The 25591-nt window shown below is 66.6% G+C and carries 24 protein-coding genes and 1 pseudogene; 21 read left to right on the top strand and 4 right to left on the bottom strand.

The genetic code is table 11. The features are described from left to right. Positions 1-7 precede the first annotated feature (7 nt). The 3 genes and pseudogenes from ABID97_RS08525 to ABID97_RS08515 all read right to left on the bottom strand — a co-directional run bounded on the left by ABID97_RS08525 (position 8) and on the right by ABID97_RS08515 (position 2784). Positions 8-1006 (bottom strand): HpcH/HpaI aldolase/citrate lyase family protein, encoded by a 999-nt coding sequence (locus tag ABID97_RS08525; RefSeq protein ID WP_354398085.1) that lies wholly within the window; start codon positions 1004-1006, stop codon positions 8-10. Then, positions 1003-1784, bottom strand: a pseudogene (gene tam, locus ABID97_RS08520) (trans-aconitate 2-methyltransferase). The gene ABID97_RS08525 and the pseudogene tam overlap by 4 nt, the downstream one beginning before the upstream one ends. Before the next feature lie 13 nt (positions 1785-1797). Next, positions 1798-2784, bottom strand: coding sequence for a malate dehydrogenase (locus ABID97_RS08515; protein WP_354398084.1), 987 nt, complete (start codon positions 2782-2784; stop codon positions 1798-1800). Between the two features lie 184 nt (positions 2785-2968). Here ABID97_RS08515 and ABID97_RS08510 point away from each other — a divergent pair, with 184 nt between their 5' ends. The 19 genes from ABID97_RS08510 (at position 2969) to accD (ending at position 22630) form a co-directional block, all read left to right on the top strand. Next, complete coding sequence (locus tag ABID97_RS08510; RefSeq protein WP_354398083.1) at positions 2969-3727, top strand: GntR family transcriptional regulator; 759 nt, start codon at positions 2969-2971, stop codon at positions 3725-3727. Positions 3728-3953: 226 nt separating this feature from the next. Further along, positions 3954-4400 carry a succinate dehydrogenase, cytochrome b556 subunit gene (gene sdhC, locus ABID97_RS08505; RefSeq protein WP_354398082.1) on the top strand — a complete coding sequence of 149 codons (447 nt, stop codon included), beginning with the start codon at positions 3954-3956 and terminating at the stop codon, positions 4398-4400. Positions 4401-4413: 13 nt separating this feature from the next. Then, positions 4414-4779 carry a succinate dehydrogenase, hydrophobic membrane anchor protein gene (gene sdhD, locus ABID97_RS08500; protein ID WP_354398081.1) on the top strand — a complete coding sequence of 122 codons (366 nt, stop codon included), beginning with the start codon at positions 4414-4416 and terminating at the stop codon, positions 4777-4779. A 13-nt stretch (positions 4780-4792) separates the two neighbouring features. Continuing rightward, positions 4793-6601 carry a succinate dehydrogenase flavoprotein subunit gene (gene sdhA, locus ABID97_RS08495; RefSeq protein WP_354398080.1) on the top strand — a complete coding sequence of 603 codons (1809 nt, stop codon included), beginning with the start codon at positions 4793-4795 and terminating at the stop codon, positions 6599-6601. Between the two features lie 27 nt (positions 6602-6628). Further along, a complete protein-coding gene (locus ABID97_RS08490; RefSeq protein WP_012746572.1) occupies positions 6629-7330 on the top strand; it encodes a succinate dehydrogenase iron-sulfur subunit in 702 nt (233 codons plus the stop codon). 18 nt (positions 7331-7348) lie between these two features. Continuing rightward, positions 7349-7672 (top strand): FAD assembly factor SdhE, encoded by a 324-nt coding sequence (locus ABID97_RS08485; protein WP_354398079.1) that lies wholly within the window; start codon positions 7349-7351, stop codon positions 7670-7672. A 24-nt stretch (positions 7673-7696) separates the two neighbouring features. Beyond that, positions 7697-9007 carry a citrate synthase gene (gene gltA / locus ABID97_RS08480; RefSeq protein ID WP_055804278.1) on the top strand — a complete coding sequence of 437 codons (1311 nt, stop codon included), beginning with the start codon at positions 7697-7699 and terminating at the stop codon, positions 9005-9007. Positions 9008-9153: 146 nt separating this feature from the next. Then, positions 9154-9294 (top strand): entericidin A/B family lipoprotein, encoded by a 141-nt coding sequence (locus ABID97_RS08475; protein ID WP_028259016.1) that lies wholly within the window; start codon positions 9154-9156, stop codon positions 9292-9294. Between the two features lie 269 nt (positions 9295-9563). After that, entirely contained in the window at positions 9564-10517 is a 954-nt protein-coding gene (locus ABID97_RS08470) for a LysR family transcriptional regulator (RefSeq protein WP_354398078.1), read from the top strand. Between the two features lie 43 nt (positions 10518-10560). After that, complete coding sequence (gene leuC / locus ABID97_RS08465; protein ID WP_354398077.1) at positions 10561-11982, top strand: 3-isopropylmalate dehydratase large subunit; 1422 nt, start codon at positions 10561-10563, stop codon at positions 11980-11982. Positions 11983-11996: 14 nt separating this feature from the next. Next, a complete protein-coding gene (gene leuD / locus ABID97_RS08460) occupies positions 11997-12647 on the top strand; it encodes a 3-isopropylmalate dehydratase small subunit (protein WP_354398076.1) in 651 nt (216 codons plus the stop codon). A 40-nt stretch (positions 12648-12687) separates the two neighbouring features. Then, complete coding sequence (gene leuB / locus ABID97_RS08455) at positions 12688-13776, top strand: 3-isopropylmalate dehydrogenase (RefSeq protein ID WP_028259012.1); 1089 nt, start codon at positions 12688-12690, stop codon at positions 13774-13776. Positions 13777-13868: 92 nt separating this feature from the next. After that, positions 13869-15011 carry an aspartate-semialdehyde dehydrogenase gene (gene asd, locus ABID97_RS08450; RefSeq protein ID WP_354398075.1) on the top strand — a complete coding sequence of 381 codons (1143 nt, stop codon included), beginning with the start codon at positions 13869-13871 and terminating at the stop codon, positions 15009-15011. Positions 15012-15289: 278 nt separating this feature from the next. Next, complete coding sequence (locus tag ABID97_RS08445; RefSeq protein ID WP_503012760.1) at positions 15290-17980, top strand: FimV/HubP family polar landmark protein; 2691 nt, start codon at positions 15290-15292, stop codon at positions 17978-17980. Positions 17981-18007: 27 nt separating this feature from the next. Continuing rightward, complete coding sequence (gene truA / locus ABID97_RS08440) at positions 18008-18820, top strand: tRNA pseudouridine(38-40) synthase TruA (RefSeq protein ID WP_354398072.1); 813 nt, start codon at positions 18008-18010, stop codon at positions 18818-18820. After that, the gene (locus tag ABID97_RS08435; protein WP_354398071.1) at positions 18817-19509 is read left to right on the top strand and encodes a phosphoribosylanthranilate isomerase; all 693 of its coding nucleotides are present in this window, start codon (positions 18817-18819) and stop codon (positions 19507-19509) included. The genes truA and ABID97_RS08435 overlap by 4 nt, the downstream gene beginning before the upstream one ends. A gap of 62 nt (positions 19510-19571) precedes the next feature. Next, positions 19572-20846: a tryptophan synthase subunit beta gene (gene trpB, locus ABID97_RS08430; RefSeq protein ID WP_354401705.1), complete on the top strand. Its 1275-nt coding sequence runs from the start codon at positions 19572-19574 to the stop codon at positions 20844-20846. Further along, on the top strand, positions 20846-21691 hold the full coding sequence (gene trpA / locus ABID97_RS08425) for a tryptophan synthase subunit alpha (RefSeq protein ID WP_354398070.1): 846 nt from the start codon (positions 20846-20848) through the stop codon (positions 21689-21691). Before trpB ends, trpA begins: the two co-directional genes overlap by 1 nt. Positions 21692-21757: 66 nt before the next feature. Further along, positions 21758-22630 (top strand): acetyl-CoA carboxylase, carboxyltransferase subunit beta, encoded by an 873-nt coding sequence (gene accD, locus ABID97_RS08420; RefSeq protein ID WP_354398069.1) that lies wholly within the window; start codon positions 21758-21760, stop codon positions 22628-22630. Between the two features lie 22 nt (positions 22631-22652). Here accD and ABID97_RS08415 read toward each other — a convergent pair whose 3' ends face one another. Beyond that, a complete protein-coding gene (locus tag ABID97_RS08415) occupies positions 22653-23210 on the bottom strand; it encodes a YggT family protein (RefSeq protein ID WP_354401704.1) in 558 nt (185 codons plus the stop codon). Positions 23211-23259: 49 nt separating this feature from the next. On the opposite strand from ABID97_RS08415, the gene ABID97_RS08410 reads away from it, so the two are divergent. Together ABID97_RS08410 and lysS are read left to right on the top strand one after the other, a co-directional pair. Then, complete coding sequence (locus ABID97_RS08410) at positions 23260-23907, top strand: LON peptidase substrate-binding domain-containing protein (RefSeq protein ID WP_354398068.1); 648 nt, start codon at positions 23260-23262, stop codon at positions 23905-23907. Positions 23908-24028: 121 nt separating this feature from the next. Next, the gene (gene lysS / locus ABID97_RS08405) at positions 24029-25591 is read left to right on the top strand and encodes a lysine--tRNA ligase (protein ID WP_354398067.1); all 1563 of its coding nucleotides are present in this window, start codon (positions 24029-24031) and stop codon (positions 25589-25591) included.

Raw genomic sequence — 25591 nt, 5'->3', positions numbered from 1 at the left:
GGAAGTTTCAGGAGGCCGCGAGTGCAAACCAGGCTTTTGCCTCTGGCGGCATCGCGCGCCCTGTTGCGTGGGCGCGCGTCAGCACTTGCCAGAAATGGCGATAGCTCGCGCGGTCGTGCAATGTGCCATCGATTTGGGTCGGCGCCCAATTTGCAAGCGCCGCAGTTGTAATGATTCTTGTAGCCACCTGAATTTGTGCCTCGTCCGGTGCAAAAGCCTCGAGGATCGGCCGGATCTGGTTCGGGTGGATGCTCCACATGCGCGTGTAGCCGAACTCGGCCGCCGCCCTGCGGGCTGCCATGCGCATGGCGCCGGCATCGTTGAACTCGGTGACCACGCAGTGCGAAGGCACCTTGCCGTAGGCATGCGCGGCGGACGCGATGGCCAGCTTGGCGCGCACCACCAGCGGGTGCGTGAACTGGCCCGCGGCGCCCATGCCATCGGCGGGAATGGCGCCGGCATGGGCCGAAACGAAGTCCATCAGCCCGAAGCTCAGCGACTGCACGCGCGGATGCGCCGCGATCTCGAACGCGTTGTGCACGGCCAGCGGCGACTCGATGAGCACGTGCAGCGGCAGCGAATCGGCATCTGCGGCCTCGAGGGCCGCCACCGCCTGCGCGACGTCGACCGCGGATTCGACCTTGGGCACCATCAGGTGGCTGAGCCGGTGGCCGGCGCGGCCGGCAATGGTGACCACGTCGCCCGCAAAGGCCGGATGATCGACCGGATGAACCCGCACGCCGACCCGCATGCCGGGCTTCGCGGCCAGCGCGAGTTCGGTCACGAGCGCGGCGTGCTCGGCCTCGCCGCCCACGGGGGCGCCGTCTTCGCAATCGAGCGTGACGTCGAACACGCAGGCGCCGAATTCTTCGGCCATGTCGGCCTGCAGCGCCAGGCTCTTCTTCATCCGCGCCTCGACGCCGCTGTAGTGGTCGCACACGGGCAGCGTCACGGCGCCGGCTTGCGCACCGAGCAGCACCTGGGCCGGATGGACTGGTGTCGTCATGCTTTCCTCTGCGCCACGATGAACATGCGCGGAAAGGCCAGCAGGCGCCTGCCGTCGGTGCGGGCCGGGTAGGCCTCGTCGACGCGGCGCTGGTATTCGGCGAGATAGCTGGCCTGCAGGTCAGGCGGCAGCCGGTCGACGAAGGGCTTGAGCCCCGTGCCGCGCACCCATTCGACGATGGCCGCGGCGTCGGCCATGGGGTGCTGGTAGATGGTATGCCACACATCGACCTTGGCCGCAGCGGGCGCCAGCAGGTCGTAGTAGCCGCCAAGAGGAAGCAGCAGCGTGCGCAGGCGGTCGGCATCGCCGATGGGCCCGGCCCAGGGCGCCTCGGCCGCCACGGCGCGCATGAGGCGGTGCGTGGGCTCTTCGCGGTTGTCGGGCATCTGGATGGCGAGCACGCCACCCGGGGCCAGCGCAGCGAACAGGCGCGGGATCAGTTTTTCGTGGTCCGGCACCCATTGCAGGGATGCGTTGGCATAGATTAGATGAGGTCGGGCGCTTCATGCGGCGCCCAGGTCGCGATGTCGCTCAACTCGAAGCGCGCCCGCGGCAGGCGCTCGCGCGCACTGGCCAGCATGGCTTCGGAGTTGTCGGTCCCGAGGGCTTGCGCCTGCGGGAACCGCTGGACCAGCAGCTCGGTGGAATTGCCCGGCCCGCAGCCCAGGTCGACCACGCGGGACGCCTCGGGCAACGGCACCCGCGCCAGGAGTTCCTGTGCGGGGCGGGTGCGCTCGTCCTCGTAGCGACGGTAGAGCGCGGGGTTCCAGTCGAGCATGCCGGCCGTCTGCCTAGACCAGGTGTGCAACGCCGGCTTGTTCGCCTTGCAGCTCTTCCAGGGTCTTGTTGATGCGTTCCTGGCTGAAAGCATCGATCTCGAGGCCTTCGACCAGCTTGTATTCGCCGTTTTCGCAGGTGACCGGGAAGCCGAACATGGTGTCCTTCGGAATGCCGTACTGGCCGTCCGACGGGATGCCCATGGTGACCCACTTGCCGTTGGTGCCCAGGGCCCAGTCGCGCATGTGGTCGATGGCGGCATTGGCGGCCGAGGCGGCCGACGAGAGGCCGCGCGCCTCGATGATGGCCGCGCCGCGCTTGCCGACGGTCGGCAGGAAGGTGTTGGCGTTCCATTCCTGGTCGTTGATCATCTTGGCGACGCTTTCGCCCTTGATGGTGGCAAAGCGGTAGTCGGCGTACATCGTGGGCGAGTGGTTGCCCCACACGACGAGCTTCTCGATATCGGCCACGGGCTTGCCCGTCTTGGCGGCGATCTGGCTGGCGGCGCGGTTGTGGTCCAGGCGCAGCATGGCGGTGAAGTTCTTGCGCGGCAGGTCCGGGGCGCTCTTCATCGCGATGTAGGCGTTGGTGTTGGCCGGGTTGCCGACCACCAGCACCTTGACATTGCGGCTGGCGACGGCGTTCAGCGCCTTGCCCTGCGCCGTGAAGATGGCGCCGTTGACGGCCAGCAGCTCGGCACGTTCCATGCCGGGGCCGCGCGGACGCGAACCGACCAGGAGCGCATAGTCGGCGTCCTTGAAGGCGGTCATCGGGTCGCCATGGGCTTCCATGCCGGCCAGGAGCGGGAACGCGCAGTCGTCGAGTTCCATCATCACGCCCTTGAGGGCCTTCTGGGCTTTTTCGTCGGGGATTTCGAGCAGCTGGAGGATGACCGGCTGGTCCTTGCCGAGCATTTCGCCGGACGCGATACGGAACAACAGGGCGTAACCGATTTGGCCGGCGGCACCGGTGACGGCAACGCGGACGGGTTTTTTGCTCATGGGAAGACTCCAGAAGGTGGTGAAACGGTATCGGCGGGCGCGCGGGGCGCCGATCTTGCTGCGGGGCGGAAATCCTTTCCGCGGCGCAGGCCGGCCCGCATTTTAAGCCGATTCGATGAGCCCCGTCTTATGTCTTATATAAGATATGCTCGGAGGTTCCGCCAAGGCGCACCCCACCGCTGCCATGAATGCCGCCTCCGTCCTCGAAGATTCCGCGACGCCTTCCTTCAGTCCGCTCTACCAGCAGATCAAGACCTTGATCCTGCAGAGCCTGCAGGCCGGCGAGTGGAAGCCGGGCGAGCCGATCCCGAGCGAGATGGACCTGGCGGTGCGCTATCGCGTGAGCCAGGGCACGGTGCGCAAGGCCATCGACGAACTCGCGGCCGAAAACCTCGTGGTGCGGCGCCAGGGCAAGGGCACCTTCGTCGCCACGCATGCCGAGCAGCACGTGCAATACCGCTTTCTCAAGCTGGTGCCCGATGCCGGCACGCCGAGCACCGAAGGCCCCGCCGAGCGGACCATCGTCGACTGCCGCCGCCAGCGCGCCTCGGCCGACGTGGCGCGCGCGCTGGGCCTGCGCACCGGCGATGCCGTGCTGCAGGTGCGGCGCGTGCTCGCTTACGGCGGCGTTCCCACCATCCTCGAGGATCTCTGGCTGCCCGGCGCGCCCTTCAAGGGATTGACCGCCGAGCGGCTGCGCGCCTGGCCGGGCCCGATGTATGCGATGTTCGAGACCGAATTCGGCGTGCGCATGGTGCGCGCCGAGGAAAAGATCCGCGCGGTGCTGCCCGATGCGGAGCAGGCGGCCCTGCTCGACGTGCCGCTGCAGATGCCCCTGCTCAGCGTGGAGCGCCTGGCGCACACCTACCACGACACCCCGATGGAATTGCGCCGCGGCCTCTACCGCACCGACACGCATCACTACCGCAACCAGCTCGGCTGAGACCAGATGGCCCCACCATTCAACGGCAACGAAGCGTCCGCCCACCGCGTGCAATCCGCTGCGAACGCCATAGCATCCGACTTCGGCACTGCGCCGACGCGGGCACCGCCGCCGGGCAATGGTGCATTGCAATAGAATTTTGCGTTGTTTGCATTCCGCAGAAGAAACAAAAGCGTTCGCCCTCAGAACATCAGAACAAGCCACCAAGCCACGAAAGCCTTCCCCCATGTCAGAGCTTGCACCCCCTCCCCGGCCGCCGCGCCGCGAATTCCGGAACATCAACGCCTTCACCGACCTCACGACCTACCGGCTGCCGCCGGCCGGCATCGTGTCGATCCTGCACCGCGTGAGCGGCGTGATCATGTTCCTGCTGCTGCCGTTCATCATCTGGATGTTCGACACCTCGCTCTCGTCCGACTATTCGTTCGCCAGGTTCAAGGCGGCCTTCAACACCGGCCTTGGTTTCGTGCCCGGCTGGTTCTTCAAGCTGGTGGCGCTGGCGCTGATCTGGGCCTACCTGCACCACTTCATCGCCGGCCTGCGCCACCTCTGGATGGACGTGAGCCACGCCGCCGTCACCAAGGAGTTCGGACAGACCTCCGCCGTGGTCACGCTGGCCCTGAGCATCCTGCTCACCGTGGTGCTCGGCGCCAAGCTGTTCGGCCTGTACTGAGAAGGAGCCCACCATGTCTGTGAATTACGGCGCCAAGCGCATCGTCGTCGGCGCACATTACGGTCTGCGCGACTGGCTCAGCCAGCGCATCACGGGCGGCCTGATGGCGCTCTTCACGATCATCCTGCTCGCGCAGCTGATCTTCACCCGCGGCCCCATCGGCTACGACCTCTGGGCCGGCATCTTCGCCGCGCAATGGATGAAGGTCCTGACCTTCTCCGTGATCGTTTCGCTGCTCTACCACGTATGGGTTGGCATGCGTGACGTGTGGATGGACTACGTCCAGCCTGTCGGCATTCGCCTCGCCCTGCAAATTTTCACCATCGTCTGGCTTGTCGGTTGTGCGGGTTGGGCCATTCAAGTGCTTTGGAAGATCTGACCCCGTCCCCACCATGACCTACACAAAAGACCAAATTACCAAGCGCAAGTTCGACGTCGTCATCGTCGGTGCCGGCGGCTCCGGCATGCGCGCATCGCTGCAGCTGGCCCGCGCGGGCCTCAACGTGGCGGTGCTGTCCAAGGTGTTCCCGACCCGTTCGCACACCGTGGCTGCCCAGGGCGGCGTGGGCGCATCGCTCGGCAACATGAGCGAGGACAACTGGCACTACCACTTCTACGACACGATCAAGGGCTCCGACTGGCTCGGCGACCAGGACGCGATCGAGTTCATGTGCCGCGAAGCACCGAAGGTCGTGTACGAGCTCGAGCACTTCGGCATGCCCTTCGACCGCAATCCGGACGGCACCATCTACCAGCGTCCGTTCGGCGGCCACACGGCCAACTACGGCGAGAAGCCCGTGCAGCGCGCCTGCGCCGCGGCCGACCGCACCGGCCACGCGATGCTGCACACGCTCTACCAGAAGAACGTGGAAGCCCGCACCCAGTTCTTCGTCGAATGGATGGCGCTCGACCTGATCCGCGACGCCGAAGGCGACGTGGTCGGCGTCACGGCGCTCGAGATGGAAACCGGCGACCTGCACATCCTGCAGGCCAAGACCGTGCTGCTGGCCACCGGCGGCGCGGGCCGCATCTTCCAGGCCTCGACCAACGCCTTCATCAACACCGGCGACGGCCTGGGCATGGCCGCGCGCTCGGGCATTCCGCTGCAGGACATGGAGTTCTGGCAGTTCCACCCGACCGGCGTGGCCGGCGCCGGCGTGCTGCTGACCGAAGGCTGCCGCGGCGAAGGCGCCATCCTGCTCAACAGCAACGGCGAGCGCTTCATGGAGCGCTATGCGCCCACGCTGAAGGACCTGGCACCGCGCGACTTCGTCTCGCGCTCGATGGACCAGGAAATCAAGGAAGGCCGCGGCTGCGGACCCAACAAGGACTACGTGCTGCTGAAGCTCGACCACCTCGGTGCCGAGACCATCCACAAGCGCCTGCCCTCGGTGTACGAAATCGGCGTGAACTTCGCCAACGTCGACATCACCAAGGAGCCGATTCCCGTCGTGCCGACCATCCACTACCAGATGGGCGGCATTCCGACCAACATCAACGGCCAGGTCGTGATCCAGCAGGGCGAACAGAACAGCGCCGTGGTGAACGGGCTCTACGCCGTGGGCGAATGCTCCTGCGTGAGCGTGCACGGCGCCAACCGCCTGGGCACCAATTCGCTGCTCGACCTGCTGGTGTTCGGCCGCGCGGCCGGCAACCACATCGTCGAGTTCAACGACAAGCTGAAGGAACACAAGCCGCTGCCGGCCGATGCCGCCGACCGCACCCTGGAGCGCCTGAACCGGCTCGAAGCCGCCACCGGCGGCGAGTACGCGCAGGACGTGGCCGGCGAGATCCGCACCGTCATGCAGCAGCACGCCGCCGTGTTCCGCAAGCAGGCCTCGATGGACGAGGGCGTGGTCAAGATCGCCGCCGTGCGCGAGCGCGTCAATGCCATCGGCCTCCAGGACAAGTCCAAGGTGTTCAACACCGCGCGCATCGAAGCGCTCGAGGTCGACAACCTGATCGAAGTGGCGCAGGCCACGATGGTCTCGGCGGCCGCGCGCAAGGAATGCCGCGGCGCGCACACGGTCGAGGACTACGAGCGCCCGGCGGACGACCCGGTCGCGCCGCTCGGCCGCGACGACGCCAACTGGATGAAGCACACGCTCTGGTACAGCCAGGACAACCGCCTCTCCTACAAGCCGGTCAACCTCAAGCCGCTGACGGTGGACTCCGTTCCTCCCAAGGTCCGTACGTTCTAAGCAAGAACAACATCACAAGGTTTCACGATGAAGCGCACATTCCAGATCTACCGCTACGACCCGGACAAGGACGCCAAGCCCTACATGCAGACGGTCGAGATCGAACTCGACGGCCATGAGCGCATGCTGCTGGACGCCCTGATGAAGCTCAAGGCGCAGGACCCCACGCTGTCGTTCCGCCGCTCGTGCCGCGAAGGCGTCTGCGGCTCCGACGCCATGAACATCAACGGCAAGAACGGCCTCGCCTGCCTGACCAACATGCTCACGCTCAAGGGCACGATCGTGTTGAAGCCGCTGCCGGGCCTGCCGGTGATCCGCGACCTGATCGTGGACATGACGCAGTTCTTCAAGCAGTACAACTCGATCAAGCCGTACCTGCAGAACGACAACGTGCCGCCCGAGAAGGAGCGCCTGCAGTCGCCCGAGGAGCGCGACGAGCTCAACGGCCTGTACGAGTGCATCCTGTGCGCGAGCTGCTCCACCAGCTGCCCCAGCTTCTGGTGGAACCCCGACAAGTTCGTGGGCCCGGCCGGCCTGCTGCAGGCCTACCGCTTCATCGCCGACAGCCGCGACGAAGCCACCGCCGAGCGCCTGGACAACCTCGAAGACCCGTACCGCCTGTTCCGCTGCCACACGATCATGAACTGCGTCGACGTGTGTCCGAAGAACCTGAACCCCACCAAGGCGATCGGCAAGATCAAGGAACTGATGGTGCGCCGCGCCATCTGAACCTTTGCCGGAGAAACCATGCAAACCGCCGCCGAACTCGCACAGCCGATCAGCGAACGCGCGCTGAGCAAGCTGAAATGGCGCTGCCGGCGCGGCCTGCTCGAGAACGACCTGTTCATCGCCCGCTTCTTCGAGCGGCACGAATCCAGCATGACCGTCGGCCAGGCGGGAGCGATGGAGACCTTGATGGACCTGTCGGACAACGATCTCCTCGATCTTCTGCTGCAAAGGAAGGAGCCCGAGCCCGCATGGGCCGGGGCCGAGGTGGTCGAACTGCTGCAGTTGATGCGCACCGACGGCGCGCAGCGTCCCGCAACCTCCGTTTTCTCTTCGCCCTCCTGAATACTCCTCTGAAAGAAACCCGAAATGAAAGCTTCCGATATCAAGGCCACGCTGTCGTTCAGCAACGGCGGCGACAGCGTCGAACTGCCGATCTACAAGGGCACCGTCGGCCCCGACGTGATCGACATCCGCAAGCTGTATGCGCAGACCGGCATGTTCACCTACGACCCGGGTTTCATGTCGACGGCCGCTTGCCAGTCGGCCATCACGTACATCGACGGCGACAAGGGCGAACTGCTGTACCGCGGCTACCCCATCGAGCAGCTCGCAACCAACTGCGACTTTCTTGAAACCTGCCACCTGCTGCTGTACGGAGAGCTGCCGGACCAGGCCAAGAAGACCAACTTCACCAAGCTCGTGACCAACCACACGATGGTCAACGAGCAGATGCAGTTCTTCCTGCGCGGCTTCCGCCGCGACGCGCATCCGATGGCCATCATGACCGGCCTGGTGGGCGCCCTGTCGGCCTTCTATCACGACAGCACGGACATCAACAATCCCGAGCACCGCGAGATCGCCGCGATCCGCCTGATCGCGAAGATGCCGACGCTCGTGGCCATGGCCTACAAGTACACCGTGGGCCAGCCCTACATGTACCCGAAGAACGAACTCAGCTATGCGGGCAACTTCCTGCACATGATGTTCGCGACGCCGTGCGAGGAGTACAAGGTGAACCCGGTGCTCGAGCGCGCGCTCGACCGCATCTTCATCCTGCACGCCGACCACGAACAGAACGCCTCCACCTCCACCGTGCGCCTGTGCGGCTCGTCGGGCACCAACCCGTTCGCCGCCATTGCGGCCGGCGTGGCCTGCCTCTGGGGCCCCGCCCACGGCGGCGCCAACGAGGCGGCGCTGAACATGCTCTACGACATCCAGAAGGAAGGCGGCGTCGAGAAGATCGGCGAGTTCATCAAGAAGGTCAAGGACAAGAACTCGAACGTCAAGCTCATGGGCTTTGGCCACCGCGTCTACAAGAACTACGACCCGCGCGCCAAGCTGATGCAGGAAACCTGCAACGAGGTGCTGACCGAGCTGGGCCTGGAACAGGATCCGCTGTTCAAGCTGGCCAAGGAACTCGAGAAGATCGCCCTGGAAGACGAGTACTTCGTCTCGCGCAAGCTCTACCCGAACGTCGACTTCTATTCGGGCATCGTGCAGCGCGCCATCGGCATCCCCGTGCCGCTGTTCACCGCGATCTTCGCGCTGGCACGCACCGTGGGCTGGATTGCCCAGCTGAACGAAATGATCGGCGACCCCGAGTACAAGATCGGCCGCCCGCGCCAGTTGTTCGAAGGCTCGCCCAAGCGCGACGTGAAGCCCATCGGCCAACGCTGAAGGCGCCCCGGCGCTCACCCTGGAAAGCTGCCCTCGGGCAGCTTTTTTGCGTCTTGGCTGACAGGGCGGTGCAAAAGGCATCGGTACGGTTCAACACCGGAGGCTCATTGGGGGCCCACCCTTCAACGCACTTCAGGAGATCCGTCATGAAGAAGATTGCCGCGCTCATTGCCGTCGTTTTCACGTTCGCCGTCCCGCTGTCCGGTTGCAACACCTTCAGGGGTGCGGGCCAAGACATCCAGAAGGGCGGTGAAAAGGTCGAGGACGCTGCCAAGAAGCGCCAGTAGGCACCGCCAGGGTCTTCCGAGACCTCGGCCGGCGCGGGCGGCACAGCCGCTGCACCGCGCTTGCGTCGACAGACGCCCTGCCCCTCGCCATCCCGGCGGGGGCGCAGGGCGTTTTGCCGTGCGCGGGGCCGGAAAGCGCTCCGCCTCAGGGAGAGAGGGACGGTGCTCGTCGCCCCAGGGCAATGAACCCATCGCACATCACGATGGCAAAGCCTTGAAAACCCAGGGAAAATGGCAAACTCATCGCCAGACGCGATGTCCAAAGCCCCATGAGCACTTCCGAACGCAACTTCGCCCGGCGCATCGACCTCACGTCGCTGCAGCTGTTCGTGGCCGTTTGCGAACTCGGCAGCATCGGACGCGCGGCGGAGCGCGAATTCATTGCCGCCTCGGCCATCAGCAAGCGGCTGTCCGACCTGGAAGCCACGCTGGGCACCACGCTGCTGTACCGCCACGCGCGCGGGGTGGATCTTTCGCCCGCGGGCGAAAGCCTGCTGCACCATGCGCGCTCGGTGCTCTACAGCCTGGAGAAGATGCAGGGCGAGCTCAGCGAATACGCCGAGGGCGTGCGCGGCCACGTGCGCGTGCATGCCAACATCTCGGCGATCGTGCAGTTTCTTCCCGAGGACCTGGGCGCCTTCACGCGCGAACACGACGCGATCAAGATCGACCTGGAAGAGCACCTGAGCGCGGAGGTGGTGCGCGCGGTGCAGGAAGGCGCCGCCGACCTCGGCATCTGCCACGTTCCCGACGGCACCCACGAGCTGCAGACGCTGCCCTACCGCCATGACCGGCTGGCGCTGATCGTGCCGGCCGCTCATCCGCTGGCTGCGCAGGGCCCGATCGATTTCAGTGCCTCGCTTGAATTCGACCATGTCGGCCTGCACACCAACAGTTCGATCTACGTGGCCATGCACCAGGCCGCCCTGGAGGCCGGCCGCAGCGTCAAGCTGCGCATCCACGTGACGGGCCTCGACGCCATGTGCCGCATGATCGACAACGGCCTGGGCATCGGCGTGATGCCGCAGCGGGCCTTCGAACTGCTGCAGGCAGGCATCGGCAGCCGCCTGTGCAGCGTCGCGCTGAACGACCCCTGGTCGGCACGCGAGATCCGCCTGGTGGCGCGAGACTTCTCCACCCTGCCGGTGGCGGCGCGCACGCTGGTCAACCACCTGCATACGCCGGCCGCACCCGAGGACGCCGCCGAGCCCCTGGCCGCCTAGAACACAAGACAATCCACCTCCCCACGAAAGACAAGAGACCGACATGGCACGCACGCTCTACGACAAGATCTGGGACGAACACGTCGTCCACACCGAGGAAGACGGCACCGCAATCCTCTACATCGACCGCCACCTGGTGCACGAGGTGACCAGCCCGCAGGCCTTCGAGGGCCTGCGCGTGGCCGGCCGCAAGCTGTGGCGCATCAGCTCGGTGGTGGCCACGGCCGACCACAACACGCCCACCACCGGCTGGGAGCGCGGCTACGAAGGCATTGCCGACCCGACCAGCAAGGAGCAGGTGACCACGCTGGACAAGAACATCGCGGAATTCGGCGCCGCGGCGTTCTTTCCGTTCCTGAGCAAGCGCCAGGGCATCGTGCACGTGATCGGGCCCGAATCGGGCGCCACGCTGCCGGGCATGACGGTGGTCTGCGGCGACTCGCACACCTCCACCCACGGCGCCTTCGGCGCGCTGGCGCACGGCATCGGCACCAGCGAGGTCGAGCACGTGATGGCCACGCAGACGCTGCTCGGCAAGAAGGCGAAGAACATGCTCGTGAAGGTCGAAGGCAAGCTGCCGCTCGGCTGCACGGCCAAGGACATCGTGCTGGCGATCATCGGCAAGATCGGCACCGCCGGCGGCACCGGCTACACGATCGAGTTCGCGGGCTCGGCCATTCGCGACCTCAGCATGGAAGGCCGCATGACGGTCTGCAACATGGCCATCGAGGCCGGCGCGCGCGCAGGGCTGGTGGCGGTCGATGAAAAAACCATCAGCTACGTGAAGGGCCGCCCGCTCGCGCCCACCGGCGTGGAGTGGGAACAGGCCGTGAGCTACTGGCGCACGCTGCAGTCGGACCCGGGTGCGCACTTCGACGCCGTGGTCGAACTCGACGCCACGCAGATCCAGCCGCAGGTGACCTGGGGCACCTCGCCCGAGATGGTGGTCGACATCAACGGCCGCGTGCCCGATCCCGAGAAGGAAAAGGACGCGAGCAAGCGCGGCGCCATCGAACGCGCGCTGGTCTACATGGGCCTGGAGCCCAACAAGGCGATGAACGACATCTTCGTCGACAAGGTGTTCATCGGCTCCTGCACCAACAGCCGCATCGAGGACATGCGCGAAGCGGCCGCCGTGGTGAAGAAGCTCGGCCAGAAGGTCGCGAAGAACGTGAAGCTCGCGCTGGTGGTGCCGGGGTCCGGCGTGGTGAAGGAACAGGCCGAGCGCGAAGGCCTCGACGTGATCTTCAAGGCCGCGGGCTTCGAATGGCGCGAGCCCGGTTGCTCGATGTGCCTGGCGATGAACGCCGACCGCCTGGAGCCCGGCGAGCGCTGCGCATCGACCAGCAACCGCAACTTCGAAGGCCGCCAGGGCGCGGGCGGCCGCACCCACCTGGTGAGCCCGGCCATGGCCGCGGCTGCCGCCGTGCACGGCCACTTCGTCGACGTGCGCACCTTCGCCTGATCTGGAGACATCACATGCAGAAATTCACCGTGCACAAGGGCCTCGTGGCGCCGATGGACCGCGAGAACGTCGACACCGACGCGATCATTCCGAAGCAGTTCCTCAAGTCGATCCGCAAGACCGGCTTCGGCCAGAACCTCTTCGATGAATGGCGCTACCTGGACGCCGGCTTTCCGGGCCAGGACCCGGCCAGCCGCAAGCCCAACCCCGACTTCGTGCTGAACCAGCCGCGCTACGCGGGCGCATCGATTCTCCTGGCGCGCAAGAACTTCGGCTGCGGTTCGTCGCGCGAACATGCACCCTGGGCGCTCGACCAGTACGGCTTTCGCGCGATCATTGCGCCGAGCTATGCCGACATCTTCTTCAACAACAGCTTCAAGAACGGCCTGCTGCCCATCGTGCTGCCCGAGGCGCAGGTGGCGCAGCTGTTCGACGAGACCCTTGCCTTCCCCGGCTACACGCTGACCATCGACCTGGAACGCCAGGTGGTGGTGAAGCCCGATGGCGGCGAGCTGGCATTCGACGTGCAGGCCTTCCGCAAGTACTGCCTGGTCAACGGCCTGGACGACATCGGCCTCACGCTGCGCCACCAGGACAAGATCAAGGCCTTCGAGGCCGAGCGGCTGGCGCAGAAGCCCTGGCTCGCGCACACGATGATCGCCTGACCGGCCTTCGCATTTCCGCATTCAAACTTCAGACGCAATCATGAAAATCGCAGTTCTTCCCGGCGACGGCATCGGCACCGAAATCGTGGCCGAGGCCATCCGCGTGCTCGACGCACTCGACCTCTCGTTCGAAATGGAATCGGCGCTCGTGGGCGGCGCCGCCTACGAGGCGCACGGCCATCCGCTGCCCGAAGCGACGCTCAAGCTCGCGAAGGAAGCCGACGCAGTGCTGTTCGGCGCCGTCGGCGACTGGAAGTACGACAAGCTCGACCGCCCGCTGCGCCCCGAGCAAGCGATTCTTGGCCTGCGCAAGAACCTCGGCCTGTTCGCGAACTTCCGTCCCGCCATCTGCTACGAGCAGCTGGTGGGCGCATCGAGCCTCAAGCCCGAGCTGATTTCGGGCCTGGACATCCTCATCATCCGCGAGCTGACCGGCGACATCTACTTCGGCCAGCCGCGCGGACGCCGCACGGCGGTGGACGGCCACTTTCCGGGCGCCGAAGAAGCCTTCGACACCATGCGCTATTCGCGCCCCGAGGTCGAGCGCATCGCGCGCGTGGCCTTCGAAGCGGCCCGCAAGCGCAACAAGCGCGTGACCAGCGTCGACAAGGCCAACGTGCTCGAGACCTTCCAGTTCTGGAAGGACGTGGTGACCGAGGTGCACAAGGACTATCCGGACATCGAGCTCGACCACATGTACGTCGACAACGCGGCCATGCAGCTCGTGAAGGCGCCCAAGAAGTTCGACGTGATCGTCACCGGCAACATGTTCGGCGACATTCTCTCGGACGAAGCCGCCATGCTCACCGGCTCCATCGGCATGCTGCCCTCGGCCTCGCTCAATTCGAGCAACCAGGGCCTGTATGAGCCCAGCCACGGCAGTGCGCCCGACATTGCGGGCAAAGGGGTTGCCAATCCATTGGCTACAATACTGTCCGCTGCCATGATGCTCCGCTTTTCACTCAACCAAGCCGAAGCTGCCGACCGTATCGAGTCGGCGGTCAAGCATGTGCTCGCCTCGGGGCTGCGCACGGGTGACATCTGGTCAGAAGGTACGAAGCGCGTCGGCACCCGTGAGATGGGCGACGCGGTCGTTGCAGCAATCACCAAAAAGACGATTACCGGCTAACCGCAGCCCGCTTCGTCACGCCCCTCCCCGGCTCGACGAGTCGGGGGCAAGAAAAGACAATTTTTTTCTTTCTTTTAATAGGGCAAACTGAAATGGCGAACGCATCTCAACCTCTGGTCGGCCTCGTGGGCTGGCGCGGCATGGTCGGCTCGGTCCTGATGGATCGCATGCAGGCCGAAGGCGACTTCGGACTCATCGAGCCGCTGTTCTTCTCGACTTCCAATGCCGGCGGCAAGGCCCCGGCCATGGCCAAGAACGAGACCGCGCTCAACGATGCGAACGACCTCGAAGCGCTGAAGAAGTGCGACATCGTCATCACCTGCCAGGGCGGCGACTACACCAGCGAGGTGTTTCCCAAGCTGCGTGCCGCCGGCTGGACCGGCCACTGGATCGATGCGGCCTCCACGCTGCGCATGCAGGACGACGCCGTCATCGTGCTCGACCCGGTGAACCTGCCCGTCATCCAGAACGCGCTGGCCAACGGCGGCAAGAACTGGATCGGCGGCAACTGCACCGTGAGCTGCATGCTCATGGGCGTGGGCGCTCTCTACAAGGCCGGCCTGGTCGAGTGGATGACCAGCATGACCTACCAGGCCGCTTCGGGCGGCGGCGCGCAGCACATGCGCGAACTGCTCACGCAGTTCGGCACGCTCAACGCCGAAGTGCGCTCCCTGCTGGACGACCCCAAGTCGGCCATCCTCGAAATCGATCGCAAGGTGCTGCACCGGCAGCAGAACCTGAGCGCGGCCGAAACGGCCAACTTCGGTGCGCCGCTCGGCGGCTCGCTGATCCCCTGGATCGACAAGGACCTGGGTGACGGCATGTCGAAGGAAGAGTGGAAGGCCGGCGCCGAAACCAACAAGATCCTCGGCCAGGGCGCGGGCTTCGGCAGCGCCGCCGTGCCGGTCGACGGCTTCTGCGTGCGCGTCGGCGCCATGCGCTGCCACAGCCAGGCCCTGACCTTCAAGCTCAGGAAGGACGTGCCGCTGGCCGACATCGAAGCGATGATCGCCGCCGACAACGCCTGGGCGAAGGTGGTGCCGAACACCCGCGAGGCCACCCTCAAGGACCTGACACCGGTCGCCGTGACCGGTACCATGGACATTCCCGTGGGCCGAATCCGCAAGCTGGCCATGGGCCCGGAATACGTCGGCGCGTTCACCATTGGCGACCAGCTGTTGTGGGGCGCGGCGGAACCGCTGCGCCGCATGCTGCGCATCCTGCTCGAGGCCTGATGGGGCGCAACGGCTCAGTTTCCAGACCGAAATGTTGCCATTTGGCAACGTTAAATGTGTGCGTAAGTATGCGCGCACTGGGTAGAACGGGCGCACCGCCTTGTCAGCACCCGGTGATGATGCTAACGTCCTCTTACAATTTCTGGGCCTGAGCCGCCCCTATCAGCATGACAAGACATCTGTTGCCCGCGGCCCGCCCATCGGCCGCCCGCCCTTCCCTACCCTTGAACGGCCTTCGCCTTTCCGTTCTGGGCGCAGCCGTTGCGGTGGTATTGGGCATGGCGAGCACCGACGCCAGCGCCTTTGCGCTGGGCCAGTTGAAGGTGCAATCGGCGCTGGGTGAACCGCTTCGCGCCGAGATCGACGTGACCGAAATGGCCGCCGCCGAAGCGGACAGCCTGAAGATCAACGTTGCCAGTGCCGACGCTTTCAAGAAGGCGGGCGTTCCGTACAACGCGGCCTTGAGCGACGTCCGAGCCACGCTGCAGCGCCGCGCGGGCGGCCAGTACGTCGTGCGGCTCACCGGCAGCCGCCCGCTCAATGACCCCTTCATCGATTTGTTGCTCGAAGCCAACGGATCGTCGGGCCGCATGGTGCGCGACTACACCGTGCTGCTCGATCCGCCAGTGACCCGCCAGGCCGCACCGAGCGCTCCCATTGCGCCGTCGACGCCGCAGGTCAGCACGCCGGTCGAGCGTCCCGCCGCGGCCGCAGCCCGGGCGCGCCGCGAACGTGCACCGGTGGCGCCCGTCACGGCGCCTCCCGCAGCAGCACCGGCCGCATCGGCCGCTCCGCAGGCCCCCAGTGCCGCCACAGCCACGCCGCGTCCCGCCGGCAGCGGCGAGCAGGTCACCGTGCAGCGCGGCGATACCGCCAGCAAGATCGCCGGTGCCTACAAGCCCGCCGACGTCTCGCTCGACCAGATGCTGGTGGCGCTGTTGCTCGCCAACCCCGACGCCTTTGTCGGCGGCAACATCAATCGCATGCGGGCGGGCGCCGTGCTCGACCTGCCCAGTGCCACCGAAGCCGGCGCCATCCTGCCGTCCGAAGCCAGGCGCACCATCACCGCGCAAAGCCGCGACTTCGGCGCCTACCGCCAGCGCCTGGCCGAGAACGCGCCCACCTCGAACGTGGCTGCCGCCAGCCGCAAGGCGACAGGGAAGCTGCAAGCCAATGTCGAAGACCGCAATGCCGCGGCAAGCGCTCCCGACAAGCTGACGATCTCGCAAGGCAGCGCGGCCACCCGTGCTGCCGACGAGAAGGTCGCGCAGGCTCGGCAGGCACAGGACAGCAACAACCGCGTGGCGGAGCTTTCCAAGAACATCAACGAGCTCGCAAAGCTCAAGGCGGCCACTGGCACCGCGGCGCCGGCGACCGGCGCCGCTGCAGCGCCCGCGGCACCTGGAATTTCGGTTCCCAACCCGGGCGTGGCCACTGCCGCGTCGCCGGCAGCGGCTCCTGCGCCGGTTGCCGCCCCGGCTCCGGCCGCCGCTCCCGCCGCGCCGGTGGTACCGGCCGCGACCCCGGCCGCCGCCCCGGCGCCTGCCGCTACCGCACCGGTTGCAGCGCCGGTGGCCGCCGCACCGGCAGCAGCCGCTGCGCCGGCCGTTGCCGCAACCGCCGCCACACCGTCCGAAGCTGCACCGGCCGTTCCTGCCGCTGCAGCGAGTGCCGCAGCCGCCGCAGCTACGCCCAAGCCGGTGGTCAAGGCCGCCCCGCCGCCGGCACCGGCCGAACGCAGCTTCATGGAAGAATTGCTCGACAACCCGCTGATGCTCGCGGGTGCGGCACTGATCGCCTTGCTCGTCGCCTTCCTGCTGTACCGCGTGCTGGGCCGCCGGCGCGAGGAAATGAGCGAAAGCGTGTTCCTCGAAAGCCGGATCCCGAAGGACTCGTTCTTCGGCGCCAGCGGCGGCGAATCGGTGGACACCAAGCACCGCGGTGATTCCAGCGTCTCGTCGCTGTCGTACTCGCCGAGCCAGCTCGACGCAGGCGATGTCGACCCGGTCGCCGAAGCCGACGTGTACCTGGCCTACGGCCGCGACCTGCAGGCCGAGGAAATCCTTCGCGAAGCGCTGCGCGTGAGCCCGGACCGCACGGCCATCCACCTCAAGCTCCTCGAGATCCACGCCAAGCGCCGCGACGTGCGGGCCTTCGAGGGCCTTGCGACCGAAGTGCACAAGCTGACCAACGGCACCGGTTCCGACTGGAACCGCGTCGTGGACATGGGCAAGGACCTCGATCCGGGCAACCCGCTGTACGAATCGGGTGCGTCCCGCGGCGTGAGCGCGGCCGAGAGCGCCGCCTTCGCCGGCGCCCTGGCCTCGGCTGCCAAGCCGCCTGCCCCGGTGGCGCCCGCACCGGTCGCGCCGCCCGTCGCCGTGGCCCCCACGCCGGCGTTCGTGCCTTCGGTGGCCCCGCTGGACTTCGACCTGGACCTGAGCCAGCCCCCGGCTCCCGCGCCCATCCCCGCTCCGGTGAGCGCCAGCCTGCCGAAGACGGCGTATGCGGCGCCGGTCCCGCCAGCCGCTGCGTTGTCCAACGGCCATGCACATGCACCGGCGGCAGCGGTCGACCTGGAAAACGACTTCGACACCGGCCCCGGCGCACTGCCATCGATCACGCGCCCCTCGGCATTGAGCGAAGCCGATGGCAACACCCGTCCCGCAGGACTGCGCGGCGGCAGCCTTCCCGCCGATTCGGGCTTCATCGAATTCGACATGAGCGCGCTCGCCGGCCTTCCTGCCCGTCCGGCAGCCGGTGCGCCGGAGCCGGCACGGCTTGCCGCCACCCTGCCCGAAGACGACGATGGCGACGACAGCCCGCACGCGGTCAAGCTGTCGCTGGCCCGTGAACTGCAGGCCATCGGCGACGTCGAAGGCGCCCGCTCGCTGGTCGAGGAAGTCGAGGCCGAAAGCGCCGGCGACCTGAAGACCCAGGCAAGGCAACTCCTCGCCGAGCTGCGCTGAGCGGCTTTTTCCGGCTTTCCTGAATTCGTGAGGCTGGCGCTCGGCATCCGCTACAACGGCCAGGCGTACGAGGGCTGGCAAAGCCAGCGCTCGGGCCGCACGGTGCAGGACAAGCTGGAAGCCGCGCTGGCCCGGTTCGCCGACCAGCCCATCGGCACGCTGTGCGCCGGCCGCACCGATGCCGGCGTGCACGCACTGATGCAGGTCGTGCATTTCGATACCGGCGTCGAACGCGAACCCTTCTCCTGGATGCGCGGCACCAACCGCTACCTGCCCGACGACATCGCGGTGCAGTGGGCGCACCCGGTGCCTGGCGAGTTTCATTGCCGCGCCAGCGCGTTGGCGCGCCGCTACCTCTATGTTCTCTCGCAGTCGCCCGTGCGTCCCAGCCTCGATTCGGGCCGGGTCGGCTGGTCGATGCATGCGCTCGATGGCGATGCGATGCGCGCGGCCGCGGCCCTGCTGGTCGGCCAGCACGATTTCAGTTCTTTTCGCGCCTCCGCCTGCCAGGCGCGTTCGCCGGTCAAGGACCTGCGGCGCATCGAGATCACACGGGTCGGCGCCGGCGACCGCTGCCGCTGGCATTTCGAGTTCGAGGCCGATGCCTTCCTGCACCACATGATCCGCAACCTGATGGGCTGCCTCGTGCGCATCGGCCGCGGCGACGAACGGCCCGAGTGGATCGCGGAGGTGCTCGAAGCCCGCAGCCGCAAGGTGGCGGCACCCACTTTCTCGGCCAGCGGGCTGTATTTTCTCGGGCCTTTGTACGACGCGAAGTGGGGTCTGCCGGCCGAAGCCACGCTGCAGGCCGGCGGCGCTCCTTATGATGGGCCGCCATGACGCCCTTCCGTACCCGCATCAAGATCTGCGGCCTCACGCGTGAGGCCGACGTCGATGCCGCGGTCCAGGCCGGCGCCGATGCCGTCGGCTTCGTGCTCTACCCCGCGAGCCCCCGCGCCGTGACGGCCGAGCGCGCCGCCGAACTGGCTTCGCGCCTGCCGCCCTTCATCACGCCGGTGCTGCTGTTCGTCAACGAGGAGGCGCCGAACGTCCTGGCGTCGCTTGCCCGCGTGAGAGGCGCCATCGCCCAGTTCCACGGCGAGGAAACCCCCGCACAGTGCGAGCAATCGACCGGTCCTGGCCGCTTTCGCTACATGCGCGCCGCGCGTATTCCGCTGGGGGCTGCCGGAGCCGGCTTCGACCTCGTAAAATACGCTTCCGATTACTCCCACGCCCAGGCCATCCTGCTCGACGCCCATGTCGAAGGTTATGGCGGTGGCGGCAAGGCATTCGATTGGTCACTTCTTCCACCCGCCGTCGACGCTCACCTCGTCTTGAGTGGTGGGCTCACACCTGCAAACGTGAGCGATGGCATTCGCATCCTGCGGACGCGCTGCAAGACGCTGTCCGTTGATGTGAGCTCGGGCGTCGAGATCGACGGACCCGGGAACAAGGGCCTGAAGGACGCCGAGAAAATCCGGCAATTCGTCGCAGCAGTCAAAGCCGCCGACGCGCCCTTCTCCAGTTAGCCGCCGCACCCCGATCGTGATTTCGGGCTGCGGCCCACCGATCGAGAACCATGCAAAGCCATATCCAGGACTACCAGCAACCCGACGCCACCGGCCATTTCGGCAACTACGGCGGCACCTTCGCGAGCGAAACGCTCACCCACGCGATCAACGAACTGCGCGATGCCTATGCCAGGTTCAAGGACGATCCGGCGTTTCTCGCCGAGTTCCACTACGAGCTGAAGCACTTCGTCGGACGGCCCTCGCCGGTCTACCATGCGGCGCGCACCAGCCGCGAAATGGGCGGCGCGCAGATCTACCTGAAGCGCGAAGACCTGAACCACACCGGCGCGCACAAGATCAACAACGTGATCGGCCAGGCGATGCTCGCGCGACGCATGGGCAAGCCCCGTGTAATCGCCGAAACCGGCGCCGGCCAGCATGGCGTGGCCACCGCCACCATCTGCGCGCGCTACGGGCTCGAGTGCGTGGTCTACATGGGCAGCCAGGACGTGAAGCGCCAGAGCCCCAACGTCTATCGCATGAACCTGCTCGGCGCCACCGTGGTGCCGGTCGAGTCGGGCAGCAAGACGCTGAAGGACGCGCTCAACGAGGCCATGCGCGACTGGGTGACGAACGTGGAAAACACCTTCTACATCATCGGCACCGTGGCCGGCCCGCACCCCTACCCGACGATGGTGCGCGATTTCCAGAGCGTGATCGGCACCGAGTGCATCGACCAGATGCCCGCCATGCTCGCGGCGCAAGGTATCACGGGCGAAGCCGAAGGCCGGCAACCCGACGTGGTGGTGGCCTGCGTGGGCGGCGGCAGCAATGCCATGGGCATCTTCCACCCCTACATTCCGTTCGCGGGAACGCGGCTGGTGGGCGTCGAGGCCGCCGGCGAAGGGCTGGACAGCGGCAAGCATTCGGCCTCGATCCTGCGCGGCAGCCCGGGCGTGCTGCATGGCAACCGAACCTACCTGCTGCAAAGCGAAGACGGGCAGATCACCGAGACCCACAGCATCAGCGCGGGGCTCGACTACCCGGGTGTAGGCCCCGAGCACGCCTACCTGGCCGACATCGGCCGTGCCGAGTACGTCGGCATCACCGACACCGAGGCGCTCGAAGCCTTCCACTACCTGTGCCGCACCGAAGGCATCATTCCCGCCCTCGAATCCAGCCACGCCGTGGCCTATGCCATGAAGCTCGCCAAGACCATGCGGCAGGACCAATCGATCCTGGTGAACCTCTCGGGCCGCGGCGACAAGGACATCGGCACCGTGGCCGACCTGTCGGGCGTCGACTTCTACGACCGGCCCTCGATGCGCGGCCTGAGCGTGAAGGGGGGCAAGTGATGAGCCGCATTGCCGCCACCTTCGACGCGCTGAAAAAAGACGGGCGCCGCGCCCTGATTCCTTATGTCACGGCAGGTTTCCCCTACGCCGACATCACGCCCGAGCTGATGCACGGCATGGTCGCCGCGGGCGCCGACGTGATCGAGCTCGGCGTGCCGTTCTCCGATCCCATGGCCGACGGCCCGGTGATCCAGAAGGCCGGCGAGGACGCGCTGGCCATGGGCATCGGCATGAAACAGGTGCTTGCCATGGTGGCGGCGTTCCGCCAGCAGGACACGGCCACGCCGGTGGTGCTGATGGGTTATGCAAACCCGGTCGAGCGCTACGACCTCGTGCATGGCAAGAAGGCCTTCATCCGCGATGCCTCGGCGGCGGGTGTCGACGGCCTGCTGGTGGTCGACTACCCGCCCGAGGAATGCGAAGTCTTCGCCGCCGAGCTCAAGGCCGCCAACATCGACCTGATCTTTCTCCTGGCGCCCACCAGCACCAGCGAGCGCATGGCGCAGGTCGCGCGCATCGCGAGCGGCTATGTCTACTACGTCTCGCTCAAGGGCGTGACCGGTGCCGGCCACCTGGACACCGAGGCGGTCGGCCGGATGATCCCGCGCATCCGCGAGCATGTGAGCATCCCCGTGGGCGTGGGCTTCGGCATCCGCGATGCGCGCACGGCGCAGGCCGTGGGTTCGGCCGCCGACGCGGTCGTGATCGGGACCAAGATCATCCAGCTGATCGACGGGCAGCCGCGCGAGAAGGTGGTGCCCGTGGTGCGCGAATTCCTGGCCGGCATCCGCGAGGCGCTCGATGCGCTGCCCGCCGCTACCCCCAAGAACGCGGCTGGCCGATAATCGCGGGTGCCCTCACCCCAGCCCCTCTTCCGCATGGCGGGAGAGGGGAGCTAAATCCGGAGTCCTATGAGCTGGCTTGAAAAACTGCTACCCGCCAAGATCGCACAAACCGACCCGTCGGAGCGCCGCCAGGTGCCCGAGGGCCTGTGGATCAAATGCCCCGCCTGCGAGACCGTGCTGTACAAGACCGATCTCGAGCACAACCAGAACGTCTGCCCGAGCTGCAACCACCATCACCGCATCGGTGCGCGCGCCCGGCTCGATGCCTTCCTCGACGCCGAAGGCCGCTACGAGGTCGGCCAGGAAGTGCTCCCCGTCGACGCGCTCAAGTTCAAGGACAGCCGCAAGTACCCCGAGCGGCTGAAGGAAGCCCTCGAGAACACCGGCGAAACCGATGCGCTGATCGTCATGGGCGGCTCGGTCCACAGCATCAGCGTGGTCGTGGCCTGCTTCGAGTTCGAGTTCATGGGCGGCAGCATGGGCAGCGTGGTCGGCGAGCGCTTCGTGCGAGGCGTCGAAACCGCCATCGAGCAGAAGGTGCCGTTCATCTGCTTCACCGCCACCGGCGGCGCCCGCATGCAGGAAGGCCTGCTCTCGCTGATGCAAATGGCCAAGACCAACGCCGCGCTCACGCGCCTCGCGAAAAAGGGCCTGCCCTACATCAGCGTGCTGACCGACCCGACCATGGGTGGCGTCTCGGCTGGCTTCGCCTTCGTGGGCGACGTGGTCATTGCCGAGCCCAAGGCGCTGATCGGCTTTGCCGGCCCGCGCGTGATCGAATCCACCGTGCGCGTGACGCTCCCAGAAGGCTTCCAGCGCGCCGAGTTCCTGCAGACCAAGGGCGCGATCGATTTCATCAGCGACCGCCGCGAACTGCGCAAGACCATTGCGAGCACGCTCGCGATGCTGCTGCGCCAGCCCGCCGACGCGGTGAGCTGACGAGCAAGCCGAGGGCCGGGCCTCAGCCCAGCCGGTAGGCCCACACCAGCAGGTTGCCCAGCACGATGGCAATCACCTGCAGCACCACGATGGCGGCCAAGGGCGAGAGGTCCACGCCGCCAATCAGCGGAATGAAGCGCCGGAACGGCCGCACCAGCGGCTCGGCCAGCCGCGAGATCAGGTCCAGCAGCATCGGCGACGCTCCCGGCACCCACGACAGCACCGCATAGACCACCAGCAGGGCCGTCAGGCCCGACACCGCAAGCTGCAGCAGCCCCACGAGGGACACCAGCGGCAGGGCCGCGACCCTTCCCAGGTTGCCGATCAGGAGCCACAGCAACAGGAACTTTGCCAGCACCAGCAGCCATGCGGCAATCAGGCTTGCCAGGTCCCAGCGCTTGACCGACGGCACGATGCGGCGCAGCGGCAGCACGATCCAGTCGGTGATCGCGAACACGAAGCGGCCGAGCGGATTGCCGAACGGCACCCGGTGGTACTGCATGTAGAGGCGCAGCAGGCAGGCGCCGCCGAGCAGGCCGACGATCACGTCGAGAAGGAACGAGGGAATCTGGTAGAGCATGGGGCGTCGTCGTGAGGGGAATGCGATGATAGCCATGCAAGGTTCATCGATGACGACACAGCCCCTTCTTCATTCACTGCCATTGTTCCCGCTCGGCACCGTCCTGTTCCCCGGCGGCGTGCTTCCACTGCGTATTTTCGAGGTACGTTACCTCGACATGGTCGGCAAATGCCGCAAGGCCGATGCGCCCTTCGGCGTCGTCAGCCTCACGAGCGGCAGCGAGGTGCGCAAGCCCGGTGGCGATGCGGAGAGCTTCGCGGCCGTCGGCACCCTGGCGGTCATCCGCGAATTCGAATCGCCGCAAAGCGGACTGCTGCAGATCGAATGCGTCGGCACGCAGCGCTTCCGGGTTCGCAGCACCGAGCTGCAGAAACACGGCCTGTGGGTTGCCGAGGTGGAAGCCGTCCTCGACGATGCGGCGGTCGAGATTCCGGACGACCTCCAGCACACCGCGACGGCGCTGCGCCGCCTGGTCGACACCCTCGAAGCGCGCCGCCGCGCACAGGGTGGCGAGGCCGTGCGGCTGCCCATCGGCCAGCCCTATCTGTTCAACGATTGCGGCTGGGTCGCCAACCGCTGGTGCGAACTGGTGCCGATGCAACTGGAGCTGCGCCAGCGGCTCATGGAACTCGAAAGCCCGCTGATGCGCCTCGAACTGGTGAGCGATCTGCTGGCACGCGCGGGCATCGCTGAATAGCACGCTACTTTTTTGGTAGCGCATCGGGCAGGATCCATGGGCGCCGGAGGCCGTCCCATCCGACCCCTATCGGCTAAAATGGCGGGTTGCGCACGCTCCCGATGCGCCCTTTCGCTTCCCCATGTCCGACCACCTGATCCCTTCCATTCCCACGCCTGCAGCGGCTCCGGCCTCCGCGCCTGCCGTCGACGACAACCAGCTCATCGCGGAACGCCGCGAAAAGCTCAAGCTGATGCGCACCGCACAGGCCCAGGGCAAGGGCGTTGCGTTCCCGAACGACTTCAAGCCGGGCCACCGCGCCGCCGCACTGGTTGCTGCACACGGCGCCACGGAGGCCGAAGCGCTCGAGGCGCAAGCCGTTTCCGTGAGCGTCGGCGGCCGCATGATGCTCAAGCGCGTGATGGGCAAGGCCAGCTTCGCCACCGTGCAGGACGCCACGGGCCGCATCCAGCTCTACGTGACGCGCGACGCCATCGGCGAAGAGGCCTACGCCGAGTTCAAGCGCTGGGACCTGGGCGACATCGTCGGCGCCGAAGGCACGCTGATGAAGACCAAGACCGGCGAGCTCTCGGTCAAGGTCACCCGCCTGCGCCTGCTCACCAAGAGCCTGCGTCCGCTGCCCGACAAGTTCCACGGCATGGCCGACCAGGAGCAGAAGTACCGCCAGCGCTATGTCGACCTCATCACCGATGAGTCGTCGCGCGTGCGCTTCATTGCGCGCAGCAAGGCCGTGAGCGCCCTGCGCGAGTTCATGGTCGCCAACGACTTCCTCGAAGTCGAGACGCCGATGCTGCACCCCATTCCGGGCGGTGCCAATGCCAAGCCCTTCAAGACGCACCACAACGCGCTCGACCAGGAGATGTTCCTGCGCATCGCACCCGAGCTGTACCTCAAGCGGCTGATCGTCGGCGGCTTCGAGCGCGTGTTCGAGATCAACCGGAGCTACCGCAACGAGGGCATCTCGGTGCGGCACAACCCCGAGTTCACGATGATGGAGTTCTACGCGGCCTATTGGAACTACCGCGACCTGATGGACTTCACCGAGACGCTGATCCGCACCATTGCCGACAAGGCCATGGGCACGCAGCAGCTCACCTACCAAGGCAAGCCGGTCGACCTGACGCAGCCCTTCGAGCGCCTGACGATCCGCGAAGCCATCCTCAAGCACACCGAGGCCGGCGCTGGCGTCGACGACAGTGCCTGGCTCATCAACGCCCTGCGCAAGATCGGCCTGGGCGAAGAGAAGGACAAGCTCTCCCAGCGCAGCCTGGCCAGCCTGCAGGTGATGTACTTCGAAGAGACCGTGGAAGAAAAGCTCTGGGAGCCGACCTTCATCATGGAGCACCCGACCGAGATCTCGCCGTTGGCGCGCGCGAACGACGAGCGCCCCGAAGTGACCGAGCGCTTCGAGCTCTACATCACGGGCCGCGAGTTCGGCAATGGCTTCAGTGAGCTCAACGACGCCGAGGACCAGGCTGCGCGCTTCAACGCGCAGGTGGCCGCCAAGGACAGCGGCGACGACGAAGCCATGTTTTACGACCACGACTTTGTGCGTGCGCTCGAATACGGCATGCCGCCCACCGGCGGCTGCGGCATCGGCATCGACCGACTGATGATGCTGCTGACCGATTCGCCAAGCATCCGCGACGTGATCCTGTTCCCGGCGCTGCGCAGGGAATCTTGA

The sequence above is a fragment of the Variovorax sp. OAS795 genome, from assembly GCF_040546685.1.
Classification (GTDB): domain Bacteria; phylum Pseudomonadota; class Gammaproteobacteria; order Burkholderiales; family Burkholderiaceae_C; genus Variovorax.
The sequence above is the reverse complement of the archived record's forward strand: the minus strand, read 5'-3'. Positions and strand labels throughout refer to the sequence as shown.